The organism is Arthrobacter sp. B10-11, from assembly GCF_033142195.1.
GTDB classification, from domain to species: Bacteria; Actinomycetota; Actinomycetes; order Actinomycetales; family Micrococcaceae; genus Arthrobacter; species Arthrobacter oryzae_C.
The window spans coordinates 689,231-704,050 of the sequence record NZ_JAWMTH010000001.1 but is presented as its reverse complement, the minus strand read 5'-3'; the positions used below and the strand labels follow the sequence as shown (position 1 = coordinate 704,050).

At 67.7% G+C, this 14,820-nt stretch carries 14 protein-coding genes; 11 read left to right on the top strand and 3 right to left on the bottom strand.

The annotated features are described in order from the left end of the window. Positions 1 to 5: 5 nt before the first annotated feature. Positions 6 to 1,421: a 6-phospho-beta-glucosidase gene (locus tag RW112_RS03270; RefSeq protein ID WP_317780402.1), complete on the bottom strand. Its 1,416-nt coding sequence runs from the start codon at positions 1,419 to 1,421 to the stop codon at positions 6 to 8. 117 nt (positions 1,422 to 1,538) lie between these two features. Between RW112_RS03270 and RW112_RS03265 the strand changes: the two genes are divergently transcribed. From RW112_RS03265 to tsaD, 6 genes are read left to right on the top strand one after another with little or no spacing between them, the layout of a single operon-like run. Continuing rightward, positions 1,539 to 2,630, top strand: a complete 1,092-nt coding sequence (locus RW112_RS03265; RefSeq protein WP_317780401.1) for a PfkB family carbohydrate kinase — start codon at positions 1,539 to 1,541, stop codon at positions 2,628 to 2,630. A 42-nt stretch (positions 2,631 to 2,672) separates the two neighbouring features. Next, on the top strand, positions 2,673 to 3,881 hold the full coding sequence (gene alr / locus RW112_RS03260) for an alanine racemase (RefSeq protein ID WP_317780400.1): 1,209 nt from the start codon (positions 2,673 to 2,675) through the stop codon (positions 3,879 to 3,881). Beyond that, a complete protein-coding gene (tsaE, locus tag RW112_RS03255) occupies positions 3,878 to 4,441 on the top strand; it encodes a tRNA (adenosine(37)-N6)-threonylcarbamoyltransferase complex ATPase subunit type 1 TsaE (protein WP_317780399.1) in 564 nt (187 codons plus the stop codon). Before alr ends, tsaE begins: the two co-directional genes overlap by 4 nt. Next, positions 4,441 to 5,112 (top strand): tRNA (adenosine(37)-N6)-threonylcarbamoyltransferase complex dimerization subunit type 1 TsaB, encoded by a 672-nt coding sequence (gene tsaB, locus RW112_RS03250; protein ID WP_317780398.1) that lies wholly within the window; start codon positions 4,441 to 4,443, stop codon positions 5,110 to 5,112. Before tsaE ends, tsaB begins: the two co-directional genes overlap by 1 nt. Then, on the top strand, positions 5,109 to 5,672 hold the full coding sequence (rimI, locus tag RW112_RS03245) for a ribosomal protein S18-alanine N-acetyltransferase (RefSeq protein WP_317780397.1): 564 nt from the start codon (positions 5,109 to 5,111) through the stop codon (positions 5,670 to 5,672). The genes tsaB and rimI overlap by 4 nt, the downstream gene beginning before the upstream one ends. Further along, positions 5,669 to 6,775: a tRNA (adenosine(37)-N6)-threonylcarbamoyltransferase complex transferase subunit TsaD gene (gene tsaD, locus RW112_RS03240; RefSeq protein ID WP_317780396.1), complete on the top strand. Its 1,107-nt coding sequence runs from the start codon at positions 5,669 to 5,671 to the stop codon at positions 6,773 to 6,775. Before rimI ends, tsaD begins: the two co-directional genes overlap by 4 nt. A gap of 78 nt (positions 6,776 to 6,853) precedes the next feature. Here tsaD and RW112_RS03235 read toward each other — a convergent pair whose 3' ends face one another. Beyond that, entirely contained in the window at positions 6,854 to 8,005 is a 1,152-nt protein-coding gene (locus tag RW112_RS03235; RefSeq protein ID WP_317780395.1) for a glutamate--cysteine ligase, read from the bottom strand. Positions 8,006 to 8,438: 433 nt separating this feature from the next. Between RW112_RS03235 and RW112_RS03230 the strand changes: the two genes are divergently transcribed. Together RW112_RS03230 and RW112_RS03225 are read left to right on the top strand one after the other, a co-directional pair. Further along, positions 8,439 to 9,869 carry a glycoside hydrolase family 3 protein gene (locus tag RW112_RS03230; protein WP_411709861.1) on the top strand — a complete coding sequence of 477 codons (1,431 nt, stop codon included), beginning with the start codon at positions 8,439 to 8,441 and terminating at the stop codon, positions 9,867 to 9,869. 58 nt (positions 9,870 to 9,927) lie between these two features. Beyond that, entirely contained in the window at positions 9,928 to 10,758 is an 831-nt protein-coding gene (locus tag RW112_RS03225; RefSeq protein ID WP_317780393.1) for a shikimate 5-dehydrogenase, read from the top strand. 16 nt (positions 10,759 to 10,774) lie between these two features. Here RW112_RS03225 and RW112_RS03220 read toward each other — a convergent pair whose 3' ends face one another. Then, positions 10,775 to 12,019 (bottom strand): class I SAM-dependent methyltransferase, encoded by a 1,245-nt coding sequence (locus RW112_RS03220; protein ID WP_317780392.1) that lies wholly within the window; start codon positions 12,017 to 12,019, stop codon positions 10,775 to 10,777. A 68-nt stretch (positions 12,020 to 12,087) separates the two neighbouring features. Here RW112_RS03220 and RW112_RS03215 point away from each other — a divergent pair, with 68 nt between their 5' ends. The 3 genes from RW112_RS03215 to groL all read left to right on the top strand — a co-directional run bounded on the left by RW112_RS03215 (position 12,088) and on the right by groL (position 14,681). Continuing rightward, a complete protein-coding gene (locus tag RW112_RS03215; RefSeq protein WP_317780391.1) occupies positions 12,088 to 12,486 on the top strand; it encodes a hypothetical protein in 399 nt (132 codons plus the stop codon). Positions 12,487 to 12,692: 206 nt separating this feature from the next. Next, positions 12,693 to 12,986 carry a co-chaperone GroES gene (gene groES, locus RW112_RS03210; RefSeq protein ID WP_003805290.1) on the top strand — a complete coding sequence of 98 codons (294 nt, stop codon included), beginning with the start codon at positions 12,693 to 12,695 and terminating at the stop codon, positions 12,984 to 12,986. Between the two features lie 84 nt (positions 12,987 to 13,070). Further along, positions 13,071 to 14,681 (top strand): chaperonin GroEL, encoded by a 1,611-nt coding sequence (groL, locus tag RW112_RS03205; protein ID WP_317780389.1) that lies wholly within the window; start codon positions 13,071 to 13,073, stop codon positions 14,679 to 14,681. Positions 14,682 to 14,820: the final 139 nt, after the last annotated feature.

Here is a 14,820-nt window from a genome sequence, read left to right as displayed (position 1 = left end):
CGCCGTCATCCGGCCCTTCCGCGCCACAGCTGCCGGAGTGCAGGGAAGGCTGCCTCGTACCCGGCCAGCAGTTCGGCCGCCAGCTCCGCGGAATCAATGAGCGGGTGGAGCGCGAACGCCCGGACGGCGTCGTCGCGGCGTCCATTCACAGCGGCGGACACCGTCAGACGCTCCACCTCCTTGACCCGCTGCATGAGGGCCAGTTGAGCAGGGCCCGGACGGTCCTGGGGGAGCGGCACCGCGCCGTCGGGCGTCACCACGCAGGGAACCTCGACGACGGCGTCCGCCGGCAAACCGGGAACCGCACCGGCATTGGGGGTGTTCAGGATGAGCTCGACGGCGCCGCCTGCCGCCCCGGCGGCCCCGCCGGACAGGGCCCGCATCACCCCGAGCGCGACGCGTTCGTAGCCGCCGCCGGCAAGGTCGTCCTCGTTCCGCTGTTCCCCGCTGGCCCGGGCCTCGGCCAGGTAGCCCTCTTCGCGCGAACGGCGGGCCGCGTCCCACAATTCGTAGGCGCCGGACCCGGCCGCGGCCAGCGCGGGGTACAGCCCGGCCTGCTGCTCGTGGATTGATTCACCGCGGGTCTGGCGCATGGCACGGATGGCACCGACTGCGCGCTCCGTGTCGTAGTAGTAATAGAGGTACTCGTTGGGCAGGCAGCCCAGGGACTGGAGGAACGGCTGCGGGAACAGCCTGCCCTCCTCGAAGCCGGACAGCGCCCCTGCGTCGGCGAGCAGTCCGGGCAGCAGGTCGTTTCCGCCGGATTCCAGGCGGTACAGCCAGCCCAAATGGTTGAGGCCGTAGTAGCCCACGCCGTCGAGCCTTCCCTCCGGCAACGGCGCGCCGGCTGCACGGGCCGCCCGGTGGACCAGGCCGCCGGCTGAATCGCAGATGCCGATCACCTTGGGCCCCAGCACAGGTACCAGCGCCTCGGTGACCATTCCGGCCGGGTTGGTGAAGTTCACCAGCCAGGCATCCGGGCAGCGCTGTTTCATTTCGCGGGCCAGCTCCAGCATCCCCGGGATGGACCGCAGGGCGTAGGAGATGCCGCCGGCGCCGGTGGTTTCCTGGCCCAGTAGCCCCAGCGCGATGGCCACCCGTTCGTCGGCGGTCCGGCCCGCTGTTCCTCCCGGGCGGATGGCGGCGAACACCATGTCGGTGCCGTCAAGGCCTGCGGCCAGCGAGGTGGTGGTGCTGACGGCGGGACCGGATGCGCCGCCCAAACCGGATGCGCCGCCCAAGCCGGATGCGCCGCCGGACGGAGCCATGGATGACAGGACAGCTTCCATCGCGGCGAGCCGCAGGGGATCGACGTCGAACAGGACAAGCTCGCGCACCAGCCCCGCGAACCGGCCGGAGGTAAGCGCCCGGTACACCAGCGGGACACGGAACCCGCCGCCACCGGCAATCATGAGCCGCATACCACGCAGTCTATTCGGCGCGCGGCAGGCCCCCGGTTGCGGAGCCCCGAAAAACCGTCACGGCGGCCCTCGGCGGGGCACTTTGCACACGTGCCGCGAGGGCGTAGTCTGCCGAACATGGACGCGATACCAGAGCGCCGGTTCGACCCGCTCGCCGCCGTCCGCACCCCCGCGGACGGGAGCTTCGATCTGCTCCTGACCGGGACGGTTTTCCAGGACATCATCTTCACCGGCCTGCCCCACGCGCCGGAACCCGGCACCGAGATCTGGAGCGAGGGCATGGGCAGCTGCCCCGGCGGTGTAGCCAACCAGGCCATCGCCGCCGCACGGCTGGGCCTGCGCACGGGGCTGGCGGCCGCCTTCGGCGACGACGGCTACGGCGACTACAACTGGAAGATCCTGGCCGCCCAGGAACACGTGGACCTGTCCCTCTCCAAGCGCATCCCCGGCTGGCACTCACCCGTGACGGTCTCGCTCAGCGTGCAGCACGACCGCTCCATGGTGACCCACGGCCACCCCGCGCCGGTCAGCTCCTCGGAACTGATCGGAACCCCGCCTGCCGCGCTCGCCGCCGTCGCCGACCTGGACGAGGAACTCGCGCCCTGGGCCGTTGCCGCCCACGGCGCGGGGGTCAAGCTTTTCGGCGACGTCGGCTGGGACGCCACCGGCAAATGGTCGTCCACCCGGCTGGACAACCTGCAGTATTTCCACGCCTTCATGCCCAACCAGCGCGAGGCCATGGCCTTCACCGGACGCGACACGCCCTGGGCCGCACTGTATGCGCTCGCCGACCGGGTGCCGGTGGCCGTGGTCACCCTGGGTCCGCAGGGCGCCATGGCCGTGGACTCCGAAACAGGCGAAGAGGAGTGGGTGCCGTCCCTGCCGGTCGCCGCCTTCGATCCCACCGGGGCAGGGGACTGCTTCGGCGCGGCCTTCATCGTGGGCAGCCTGGCGCGCTGGCCGCTGGCGGACCGGCTGCGGTTCGCCAACCTGTGCGCGTCCCTGGCTGTCCAAGAAGTGGGCGGTTCCCTGGCAGCGCCGGGCTGGGGCGACATCGCCGACTGGTGGAAGCGGGCCAACGCGCGGCCGGAACGGCAGAGCAGCCAGTGGCTGCGGCGCTTCAGCTTCCTGGAGGAAATCGTGCGCGACGTTCCCCCGCAGGCACTGCGCCGGGCCACTGCCACCATCGCCCACCTCTCCGACGCCTAGCCGGATTAAGCCACCCGCCATGCCACCACTAGAATCACTAGGGTGACTTACCCAGCAGCAACCGAACGTTCAGCCAGCGAACGTTCAGCAGTGATCGACCTCGATGCCATCCGGCACAATGTCCGCCACCTGGCCGCCGTCGCATCCCCGGCACAGGTCATGGCGGTGGTGAAGGCGGACGCCTACGGGCATGGTGCCGTTCCCGTGGCCCGGGCAGCGCTGGATGCCGGCGCGCGCTGGCTCGGTGTGGCGCACATTTCCGAAGCACTGGCCCTGCGTGCAGCCGGCATTGAGGCACCGCTGCTTGCCTGGCTGCACACACCGGACAGCAACTTCGGTGCCGCCGTCGCCGCCGGAATAGACATTGGCTGCTCCGGCTGGGAACTGGAGAAGATTGTCCTGGCGGCCCGTGAGCAGGAGCGTCCCGCGCGCATCCACCTGAAAGTGGACACCGGCCTGGGCCGCAACGGCGCAACGCTTGAGGCATGGGACAGCCTGGTGGGCGAAGCGATGGAATACCAGGACGAAGGCCTGCTCCGTGTGGTGGGCATTTTCTCCCACCTTGCCGTGGCGGACGAACCGCACCGTCCGGAAACGGACCAGCAGCTTCAGGCCTTCCGTGAGGTTCTGGCCATTGCCGAAGACGCCGGGGTGGACCCCGAAGTGCGGCACCTGGCCAACACGCCGGCCACGCTTTCCCGCCCCGACACACACTTCGACCTGGTCCGGGTGGGCCTCGGCATCTACGGTCTCTCGCCCTTCGACGGCCAGTCCCCGGCCGAGCTCGGACTCCGCCCCGCCATGACAGTCCGCACCAAGGTGTCACACTGCAAGGACGTCCCCGCCGGCCAGGGGGTTTCCTACGGCCTCAACTACCACACTGCCGGCGCCAGCACCCTGGGACTGATCCCGCTCGGATATGCCGACGGCGTGCCCCGGGTGGCCACAGGCGGCCCCGTCCGGGTTGAGGGCCGGAATTACCCGGTGGTGGGCAGGATTGCCATGGACCAGATGGTGATCGACCTCGGACCCCGCGGCGTGGCGTCCGGCGGAACCAGTGTGCTGGGGGCCGAAGCGGTCCTGTTCGGCGATGGCGCCGACGGCGGGCCGACGGCGGACGACTGGGCACGCGCGGCGGGCACCATCAATTACGAGATCGTGACGCGGATCAGCCCGCGGGTCCCGCGGCGGTACATCAACGAGGTCCCCGCTGACGGAAACCGCCTGGACGGTCAGGGGGGAGCACCATGAGCGAACCGCAGTGGGAGCTGCCCCTGACAGTGCAAAGCGCTGAGGAGACCCATGCCCTCGGGGCTGCCCTCGGTGCCGTTCTGGAGGCGGGCGACCTGGTCATCCTGACGGGCGAACTCGGCGCCGGCAAGACCACCTTTACCCAGGGCCTTGGCGAGGGCCTGGGGGTGCGGTCCGGCATCATCTCGCCCACGTTCGTCCTGGTCCGCATCCACCCCAACCTTCCCGACGGGCCGCGCCCCGGCGGCCCCGACCTGGTGCACGTGGATGCCTACCGGCTTGAAAGCCCGGCGGAAATCGACGACATCGACCTTGAAAACACTCTGGACAGCACCGTCACCGTGGTGGAGTGGGGCCGCGGCAGGGTGGAACATCTCAGCGACAGCCTGCTCGACGTCGAACTGCACCGGCCGCTGGTGCCCTCATCCGACGCCGCCGGCGGCGTACTGGACTTCGATACGGACGACGACGACGAGCCCCGCACCGTTCTGATCCGCGGCTTCGGCCCGCGCTGGGCTGAGCAGCCCCTGCTGCCTGACGCCGTGAAAGGGAACTCCTGATGCTTATCCTTGCCATCGACACGTCAGCCGTGGCCAGTGCGGCGCTGGTTTCGGACGACGCACCGGAAGGCGTGCTGGCCAGTTTCTCCACGGAGGACACCCGCAGCCACGCGGAAGTGCTGGCCCCGGGCATAGATGACATGCTTGCCGACGCCGGCGTGACAGGCGCGGACATTGACGCGATTGTGACCGGTGTGGGCCCGGGACCGTTTACCGGACTGCGCTCCGGGATCGCCACCGCGCGGACCCTGTCCTTCGTCTGGGGCAAACCCCTGTACGGCCTGATGAGCCTGGACGCCATGGCCCTGGAAGTGGCCGAATCGACCGCCGCCGTGCCGGAATTCCTCGTGGCAACGGACGCCCGGCGCAAAGAGGTGTACTGGGCCCGCTACTCACTCGCCGACGGCCAGTTGCCCCTGCTCGTTGACGGACCGCACGTGGGGTTCGCAGCCGATTTGCCCGACCTCCCCGCCTTCGGCGCCGGCGCGGGCATCTACGAGGACGTCCTCCGCGCCGATCCCGACTTCAGCCTCGAGCAGCCCGATGCCCTCTACCTGGGCCAGTTTGCCCTGGCCAGGCTGGCCGCGGGGGAGAAGCTGCTGGATTCCACCCCGCTGTACCTGCGCGAGTCCGACGCCCAGGTCCCAGGGCCCCGGAAGCGTGCGCTATGAACGGGACAGTGACCGGAGAGGCCGGCGCCGCACCGGCCGGGGTGACGCTGCGCAGCATGGACGGGATGGACATCCCTGCAGTGCACGCCCTCGAATGCAGACTTTTCCCTGTTGACGCGTGGCCGCTCCGGATGTTCCATGACGAACTGGCGCAGGCTGAGACGCGCCATTACCTGGTGGCCGAGGCCGGCGGCGAGATTGTGGGCTACGCCGGACTGATGTGCATCGAGCCCATTGCGGATGTGCAGACCATCGCCGTCGTACCCGAGTGGGAAGGAAAAGGCATCGGTTCGGCCCTGCTGACCGAGCTCATTGCCGAAAGCCGGCGGCGACGCGCGGCAGACGTGCTTCTGGAGGTCAGGGCGGACAACCCCCGGGCCCAGGAGCTGTACCGGCGCTTCGGCTTCGAGCAGATCCACATCCGGCCAAGGTATTACCGGGACGGCGTTGACGCGCTGATCATGCGGCTCCAGCTGCAGGACTCCGCGCTGATCGACGGGCCGGCAGGCACCGGCGCGACCACAGACACTATGCCGGCAACGGAGGCAGACACCCCATGAACCGATCACAGCCCCTGGTCCTCGGCATCGAGTCCTCCTGCGATGAGACCGGCGTGGGAATCGTGCGGGGCACGGTCCTGCTGACCAACACGGTGTCGTCGTCCATGGAGGAGCATGTCCGCTTCGGCGGGGTCATCCCCGAGATCGCTTCCCGTGCGCACCTGGACGCCTTCGTTCCCACCCTTCAGGAAGCGCTCGCGGAAGCCGGGGTCACGCTCGACGACGTGGATGCCATTGCCGTCACGTCCGGTCCGGGCCTGGCCGGGGCACTGATGGTGGGCGTGTGCGCTGCCAAGGCGCTCGCCGTGGCCACGGGCAAACCGTTGTATGCCATCAACCACCTGGTGGCCCACGTCGGTGTCGGCCTGCTGCAGGCGGGGAACACACCGCCGGGGGACACCCTTCCCGGGAATACGCTGCCGGATCACCTGGGCGCGCTGCTGGTCTCCGGCGGCCACACCGAAATCCTCCGGATCAGGAACATTACCGACGACGTCGAACTGCTGGGCTCCACCATTGACGACGCCGCCGGGGAAGCCTACGACAAGGTGGCACGGCTCCTGGGGCTCGGCTACCCGGGCGGACCGGCCATCGACAGGCTCGCCAGGACGGGCAACGCGAAAGCCATCCGGTTCCCGCGCGGTCTGACGCAGCCCAAGTACATGGGGACTGCGGACGAACCCGGACCGCACCGGTACGACTGGTCCTTCAGCGGGCTGAAGACCGCAGTGGCCCGTTGCGTGGAGCAGTTCGAGGCCCGCGGCGAGGACGTGCCGGTGGCTGATATCGCGGCTGCGTTCCAGGAAGCCGTGGTGGACGTGATCACCGCCAAGGCAGTGCTTGCCTGCCGGGAAAACGGCATCACCGAACTCCTGCTGGGCGGCGGGGTTGCCGCGAACTCCCGGCTGCGCCAGCTCACCGAACAGCGGTGCAGCGCCGCCGGGATCCGGCTGACTGTCCCGCCGCTTGAGCTGTGCACCGACAACGGGGCCATGGTGGCCGCCCTCGGGGCCCAGCTGGTCATGGCCGGCATCGAACCCAGCGGCATCAGCTTCGCGCCGGATTCGTCCATGCCTGTCACGGCGGTATCCCTTCCCGCCTAAACCCGTCGTTGCGCTATCAGTCCTGGTTCCTACCAGGGAGGTTTGGGGACCAAAGCTGATAGGGCAGCTCGGAGTGGCTCAGGCGGTGGGGCCGTTCCGCATCTGCTTCACGAGGTCCAGCACAACGGCCCGGAGATCTCCGCCGTGCTCGGCCGCGACCCGGCGCTGCCGCTGGTAGCCGGCGCCGCGGCTGATGATCTTTTCGACGTCGGCAAGCTCGTCCGGGCAGCCGAGCTTCGCGGCCACGGGTTCGAGCCGGTTCAGGGTTTCGAGCAGGTGCTCAGTGACCAGCTGCTCGTTGCCCTGCGCGTCGAGAATGATGATGGCATCGAGGCCGTAGCGGGCAGCGCGCCATTTGTTCTCCTGCACATGCCAGGGCGGCATGGTGGGAATGGTGCCGCCGTTATCCAACGTGGTGGAGAATTCATCCACCAGGCACTGGGTCAGGGCCGCGATTGCGCCGACTTCCTCCAGGGTGGCCAGGCCGTCGCAAATGCGCATCTCAATGGTGCCGAGGTTGGGCACCGGGCGGATGTCCCAGCGGATCTCCGAGATGGTGTCGATCACGCCGGTGGTGAACATGTCCTGCACATAGGACTCGTACTCTGCCCACGTGGAGAACTGGAACGGCAGGCCGGCCGTGGGCAGTTGCTGGAACATCAGGGCGCGGTGTGACGCGTAGCCGGTGTCCTCGCCACCCCAGAAAGGACTCGACGCTGACAGCGCCTGGAAGTGCGGAAAGTAATTCACCAGGCCGTCCAGTACCGGCAGGACCTTGTCGCGGCTGTCCAGGCCCACATGGACGTGGACTCCGTAGATCACCATCTGGCGGCCCCACCACTGGGTGCGGTCAATGAGCTTGGCGTAGCGGGCCTTGTCCGTGACCGGCTGCAACTGGGGAGGGCTGAAAGGGTGGCTCCCGGCGCAGAAGACTTCAACGCCCATGGGATCGGTGACTTCGCGCACGGCAGCGAGTGAACTGCTGAGGTCGGCCTTGGCCTGGGCCACGGTTTCGCAGATGCCGGTGACGAGTTCCACCGTGTTCAGCAGCAGTTCCTGCTTGATGTGGGGATGTTCGTCATCCTCGTTCAGCTCCGGGTGCCGGGCAGCCACGCCGCGGAGCACCTCGCTGGCCACCGAGGCCAGCTCACCGGTCTCGGCATTGACGAGCGCAAGCTCCCATTCCACACCAAGAGTTGATTGCCTGGATGAAGCGAAATCAATCTTCATGTGGTCCCTTCACTGTTTCCGCGTCCGTTGCCGAAGCCGCCTGCGGGGCGGGCAACGGGTGGTTCAAGTCTAGTGCAGGGGTAGCATCGAGTTGATGGCTTGGTTTCAAGGACGCAGTGACAGTGCCCACAATAAAACGCACCACAAAACGTCGCGCAAAGCATTTCCCAAAGCAGCGGCAACCCTCGCGGTGACGGCGGCAATGCTTGCTTCCGCCGCCTGCACGGGCGTGCCATCCCCGTCCGCCTCCGGAACGCCGGCTGAAACTGCTTCGGCAACACCGTCGCCGTCGGGCAGCGCCGCCCGTCCCGGGCCTGGCGGTACAAGCAGCCCCGCGGTGGCTGCACCTCCCGCTCCCGCACCCGGCGAACGTGAGCTTGGCTGGGGACCGCGGCAGCGGGACGAAGACGCGGCCCGCGCCGCTGTCGCGAAAATGAGCACTGAGCAGAAGGCCGGCCAGGTGCTGATGCCGTTTTTCACGGGAACCGACTTCGCTGCGCAGGCGGCCGTTATCGAGCGGCTGCACCTGGGCGGATCAATCGTTATGGGTGACAATGTGCCGCTGTCCTCCGACGGAACAGTAGACACCGCCGCGATGGCAGCGGGCATAGGCCTCCTGCAGAAGGCTGCCCGGGCGGACGGACGCACCTGGCCCGCAGTCATCGGCGTGGACCAGGAAGGCGGCGTGGTGGCGAGGCTGCGCGCGCCCCTGACGGAATGGCCGGCCCCTATGAGCTACGGCGCCGCCGGCAGCGTAGGGCTTGCAACCGACGGCGGCAAGGCGCTCGCCTCGGAGCTGGCAGGCCTCGGATTCACCGCTGACTTCGCGCCGGCCACGGATGTAACGGCCGGCCCGCAGGACCCCACCATCGGTGCCAGGGCCATGTCCGGCAACCCGGACGAGGCCTCACGCCTGGGCGTCGGCTTTGCGCAGGGAATGCTGGCCGCCGGGCTCCTTCCGTCCGTCAAGCACTTCCCGGGGCATGGCTCCGTGTCCGTCGATTCGCATGAGAACCTGCCGGTTCAGAAAGCGACGGTGGCGGAACTCCGGGCGAAGGACTGGAAGCCTTTTCAGGCCGCCATCGATGCGGGGCTGCCCATGGTTATGACGGGCCACATTTCCGTGCCAGCCCTGGAGCCCGGCGTCCCGGCGTCGCTGTCCAAACCAAGTTACGACGCCCTCCGCGGGATGGGATTCAAGGGTGTGGCCGTGACCGATGCCCTCAACATGGGAGCGGTGCAGAAGAAGTTCCCCGGGGGCTCCGCGGCACCGAAGGCGCTGGCCGCGGGGGCGGACCTGCTCCTCATGCCAGAGGATGTGGCGGGGGCGCACGCGGCGGTGGTGGACGCCGTAAAGTCCGGCGCTGTGCCGGCGTCACGCCTCGATGAGGCGGCGCAGCGGGTGGTGACCATGATTCTGTGGCACGCACGGACCCCTGCACCGCAGGGAGCCGCGCCGGGAAGCGGATCCGCGCTCTCCCAGCGTGTTTCGGCGGCGGCAGTCACCGTCCTGGCGGGACCGTGCCACGGACCGATAGTGCCCGGCAGCGTCCGGGTTGCCGGCGGCAGCGAACAGGACCGGGCGCGCTTTGCCAAGGCCGCCCGTGCGGCCGGCATTGCGATCGGCGCCGGTCCGCTCGTGACGCTGATCGGCTTCGAAGGGCCGCCCGCGAAAGGGGACGTCGTCGTGGCCCTCGATGCGCCGTGGCCGCTGGCCGGCTCAGCGGCCCCGGCCAAAGTGGCCCTGTACGGGCGCAGCCAGGAGGCTTTCAACGCCCTGGCCGCAGTCCTGGCCGGCAAGGCGCCGGCTTCCGGAAAACTGCCCGCCGCCGTCGGCCCCCATGCGCCCGGAAGCGGCTGCTGACGCCGCTGCCGCGTGGCGTAACAGTGCTGTCCGGACTGCGGAGGCGTTTAATGGACCCGTGCCAATTCTGAATAAAGACATGACCCTGTGCATTTCCCTCTCGGCCCGGCCGAGCAACAACGGGACCCGCTTCCACAACCACCTGTACGAGCAGCTGGGACTGAACTGGATCTACAAGGCCTTCGCGCCGACGGACCTCGCCCAAGCCATCGCGGGCGTCAGGGGCCTGGGTATCCGGGGCTGCGCGGTGTCCATGCCGTACAAGGAAGACGTCATTGCGCTGGTTGACGCCATGGACCCCTCGGCCAAGGCCATCGATTCGGTCAACACGATCGTGAACGACGGCGGCCGCCTCACGGCCTACAACACCGACTACACCGCGATCGAGCAGCTGCTGCAGCGCAATGCCGTCCCTGCCGGCTATTCGGTGCTGCTCAAGGGATCCGGCGGCATGGCCAAGGCCACCGCGGCTGCCCTCCGCGACGCAGGATTCTCCGACGTCACGATCATCGCCCGCAATGAGGCGTCCGGGAAGGCGCTCGCCGATCTCTACGGGTTCAAGTGGAGTGCCGAACTGCCGGCTGCGGAGGCGGGCGGCACGGCGGACATGATCATCAACGTGACGCCCGTCGGCATGGCGGGCGGTCCCGACGCCGACTCGCTGTCCTTCCCGCCGGAGGCGGTGGATGCCGCGAAGGTGGTGTTCGACGTCGTTGCGCTGCCGGCTGAAACGCCCCTCGTCAAGGCAGCCCGGGCTGCCGGAAAGACGGTTATTACCGGCGCGGAAGTAGCCACAATCCAAGCACTGGAGCAGTTTGTGCTGTACACGGGCGTCCGGCCCACGGACGAGCAGGTCCGGGCGGCCGAGGACTTCATGCGGGCGCAGTAGCCGCGGGGAACGTGGCCTAAACCCGGTCCTGGACCGGTTCAACCGAGATGGCCACCCGGTCCTCGCCGATCCTGGTGAGGACCAGGGTGGCCGTCTTTTTGCCCTTGGACCCCTTGCCTGCGTTCCTGCTGCCGGAGAGCAACTGCCTGCGCAGCTCCTCCGGAGTGACCGACGTGCCCCGTTTCTTGATGTCCAGCACGCCGATGTTGTTCTGCTTCACCCATGCCTTGAGCGCCTTGACGTTGAAAGGCATGACCTCCAGGACTTTGTAGGCCCTGGCGAACGGGGTGTCCACGAGCTCCGGTGCGCAGATGTAGGCGATGTGCTCGTCCACGAGGTGGCCGCCCAGCCGCAACGCGACATCCGCCACGAGCCCGGCCCGGATGACTGCTCCGTCCGGCTCGTACAAGTACCCTTCCACGGGGCCCACCGGGGCTACCGGTCCGGCGTCGAACTCTTCCGTGCTGGTGATTTCCGCAGCGCCCTGCGGGCCCAGTAGCAGGGCAGCCCGCCGGATGCCTGGCCGGCTGACCGCGTTGAACCACAGCGTCACCTCGGTGACGTCGCCGCCGACCGAAACCCATTGCGCCTCGCAACCGGCCGGCACGGACTCGTGCGGGATGCCGGGCCCCATTTTCACGCCGACTGCCAGTCCGGAGTGGGCGAGGGATTCCACGAAGGACAGCGGCGGGGAGAATTCCTCCGGGTCCCAGATCCGCCGCGTGCCTGACGTCGAGGTGGTGCGGCGGGCCGGATCGAGCCAGACGCCGCCCACGCCGTCGAGCGGGACTGAGGTGGCATCCGAGTGGAGCACGCTGGCGTGCGGGAACGGAATCAGGTTCATGGTGGCGCAGGCGGCGGTGGTTTCGTCCATCTCCACGGCGGTCACCCTGATGTCCATGGAGGCCAGGGCCATCGAATCGGCGCCCAGCCCGCAGCCGAGGTCAGCCACGTGTTCGATGCCCGCAGCGGCGAAGCGTTCTGCGTGCCGGGCTGCGACGTTGAGGCGCGTGGCCTGCTCCAACCCGGCCGGAGTGAAGATCATCTGCCTGGCGAATTCGCCGAACTTGGCCTCAGCCTTGGTCCGCAGCCGGGACTGGGTAAGGGCGGCAGACACCAGTGCGGGGGAGTGGCCGGCTTTGCGCAGGGACTCATTGAGCTTGAACGCTTCATCTTCCCGGTACGGACCCAACGACGCCAGCAGCTCCCAGCCTTCGCTGGTCAGGAGGGGGGCGATCAGGTCCTGCGGTGCGTCAGCCATGTCATCAAGCCTAATCGAGGCGACGCATCGAGCAGCCCGGCGCCCGCGGTGCCGATAGGGTTGGAGACATGGAAGACAGCGCAGGGCCGCAGCCACCGGTCGATGATCAGAGCAATGACCACCACCAGCACACGGGCCTTGCCAGGTACGCCCGCCCCGCGCTGATCACCGGAGCCGCCATTGCCGTCGTCTGCCTGGCACTCCTGGTGATCATCTTCTTCCTGGACTCCTTCAACGCGACTGTCTACTCGGTGGGTGGCCAGAACATCCAGGACGACACCGAGGAGGCGCGGCAGATCCGCGAGTCGTACACCGCAGTCCGCACGGGCGCCCTCGTGTTCCTGATCGCCTCGGTTGTTACGGCACTCGCCGCCGCCGTGGTGCTCTACAAGAACCGCAACGTGACGAACGACGACGACACGGACGGCGGGGACGACGTCGACTTTGAGGACCTGGCAGGACGCTAACCGTTCACCCGGGACGAAATTCTGGCACTCGCCTTGACCGAGTGCTAACGATTTACATAGAGTCATCATTAGCACTCTCCCTAGGAGGGTGCTAACACATGAAGAACTGCCAGCCACGCTGCTGCCGGCACCGCGACGACGGTTTGCACGCTCAGGCGCAACAGTTTTCCAGTCCATGAATTTGCTGACGAAAAGGAGAGGTCCGAGTGTCGGTCTCTATTAAGCCTCTTGAGGATCGTATTGTTGTTCGCCCGCTCGAAGCCGAGCAGACCACGGCTTCCGGCCTGGTCATCCCGGACTCCGCACAGGAGAAGCCGCAGGAAGGCGAAGTCGTTGCAGTAGGCCCCGGCCGCTTCGAAGACGGCAACCGCGTTCCGGTCGACGTTGCCGTTGGCGACGTTGTTATCTACTCCAAGTACGGCGGAACCGAAGTCAAGACCGGCGGCACCGAGTACCTCGTGCTGTCCGCCCGCGACGTTCTGGCGATCGTCGTAAAGTAACTCTTTGACCCCGCGCCGCCGATCAGTCTGATTCATTTCCGACAGGTCAGCGGCGCGGGGTTTCTGTCTCGAAAGGACAAAACCATGGCAAAGCAGCTTGCGTTTAACGACGCTGCCCGCCGGTCGCTTGAAGCCGGCATCGATAAGCTCGCCAACACTGTCAAGGTGACGCTTGGCCCCCGCGGCCGCAACGTCGTGCTGGACAAGAAGTGGGGCGCTCCCACCATTACGAACGACGGCGTGACCATCGCCCGCGAAGTCGAACTGGATGACCCGTTCGAAAACCTTGGCGCGCAGCTGGCCAAGGAAGTCGCCACCAAGACCAACGACGTTGCCGGCGACGGCACCACCACCGCCACCGTCCTCGCCCAGGCACTGGTCAAGGAAGGCCTGCGCAACGTTGCCGCCGGCGCCGCCCCGGGCCAGATCAAGCGCGGCATCGAGGTCTCGGTTGAGGCCGTCGCAGCCCGCCTGCTCGAGAACGCGCGTCCCGTCGAGGGCACCCAGGTTGCGAACGTGGCAGCCATCTCCGCCCAGAGCGATGAGATCGGCGAGCTCCTGGCCGAGGCTTTCGGCAAGGTCGGCAAGGATGGTGTGATCACCATCGAGGAGTCCTCCACCACGCAGACCGAACTGGTCCTTACCGAGGGCATGCAGTTCGACAAGGGTTACCTCTCCCCGTACTTCGTCACCGACGCTGAACGCCAGGAAGCAGTCCTCGAAGACGCGCTCATCCTGATCAACCAGGGCAAGATCTCCTCGGTGCAGGACTTCCTGCCGCTGCTGGAGAAGGCGCTGCAGAGCTCCAAGCCGCTGTTCATCATCGCCGAGGACGTCGAGGGCGAGGCCCTGTCCACGCTGATCGTCAACCGCATCCGCGGCACCCTGAACGTCGTTGCCGTCAAGGCTCCCGGCTTCGGCGACCGCCGCAAGGCCATGCTGCAGGACATTGCAACGCTTACCGGCGCGCAGGTTGTTTCCCCGGAACTCGGCCTGAGCCTGGATTCCGTTGGCCTCGAGGTGCTCGGTACGGCACGCCGCATCACGGTCACCAAGGACAACACCACCATCGTTGACGGTGCCGGATCGGCCGAGGACGTCGCGGCACGTGTTGCCCAGCTCCGCGCCGAGCTGACCCGCACCGATTCCGACTGGGACAAGGAAAAGCTCCAGGAGCGCCTGGCCAAGCTGGCCGGCGGCATCGGCGTGATCAAGGTTGGCGCAGCCACCGAGGTCGAGCTGAAGGAAAAGAAGCACCGCATCGAGGACGCTGTGTCCTCCACCCGCGCCGCCCTCGAAGAAGGCATCGTTGCCGGTGGCGGTTCCGCCCTGATCCACGCCCTCAAGGCGCTGGATGAGGACCCCGCAGTCACCGCCCTTGAAGGCGATGCAGCTGCCGCTGTGGGCATCGTCCGCCGCGCACTGGTCCAGCCTGTACGGTGGATCGCCCAGAACGCCGGCTTTGACGGCTACGTCGTAGCTGCCAAGGTTGCGGAATCCGCCGTCCACCACGGCTTCAACGCCAAGACCGGCGAGTACGAAGACCTCATCGCTGCAGGCGTCATCGACCCCGTCAAGGTGACGCGCGCAGCCCTCCGTAACGCCGCTTCCATCGCAGCGCTGGTTCTCACCACCGAGACCCTCGTTGTCGAAAAGCCGGCCGAAGAGGACGAGCACGCAGGTCACCAGCACTAGCTTCCAGGAAGTGCTGTAAAGGCCGGCCCGGCGCGGGAGGTTCCCAGGAACCGCCCTCGCCGGGCCGGCCTTTTTTGGTGCCCGTCAACCTCTTGACACTCCTTTCCCGGCCTTTCTGCGGACGCTTGTGCACCCCGGC

Coding starts and splice junctions, on each gene's coding strand:
- RW112_RS03270 (WP_317780402.1), bottom strand. CDS start 1,421: ATGCGGCTCATGATTGCCGGTGGCGGCGGGTTCCGTGTCCCGCTGGTG.
- RW112_RS03265 (WP_317780401.1), top strand. CDS start 1,539: ATGGACGCGATACCAGAGCGCCGGTTCGACCCGCTCGCCGCCGTCCGC.
- tsaE (WP_317780399.1), top strand. CDS start 3,878: ATGAGCGAACCGCAGTGGGAGCTGCCCCTGACAGTGCAAAGCGCTGAG.
- tsaB (WP_317780398.1), top strand. CDS start 4,441: ATGCTTATCCTTGCCATCGACACGTCAGCCGTGGCCAGTGCGGCGCTG.
- rimI (WP_317780397.1), top strand. CDS start 5,109: ATGAACGGGACAGTGACCGGAGAGGCCGGCGCCGCACCGGCCGGGGTG.
- tsaD (WP_317780396.1), top strand. CDS start 5,669: ATGAACCGATCACAGCCCCTGGTCCTCGGCATCGAGTCCTCCTGCGAT.
- RW112_RS03235 (WP_317780395.1), bottom strand. CDS start 8,005: ATGAAGATTGATTTCGCTTCATCCAGGCAATCAACTCTTGGTGTGGAA.
- RW112_RS03230 (WP_411709861.1), top strand. CDS start 8,439: ATGAGCACTGAGCAGAAGGCCGGCCAGGTGCTGATGCCGTTTTTCACG.
- RW112_RS03220 (WP_317780392.1), bottom strand. CDS start 12,019: ATGGCTGACGCACCGCAGGACCTGATCGCCCCCCTCCTGACCAGCGAA.
- RW112_RS03215 (WP_317780391.1), top strand. CDS start 12,088: ATGGAAGACAGCGCAGGGCCGCAGCCACCGGTCGATGATCAGAGCAAT.
- groL (WP_317780389.1), top strand. CDS start 13,071: ATGGCAAAGCAGCTTGCGTTTAACGACGCTGCCCGCCGGTCGCTTGAA.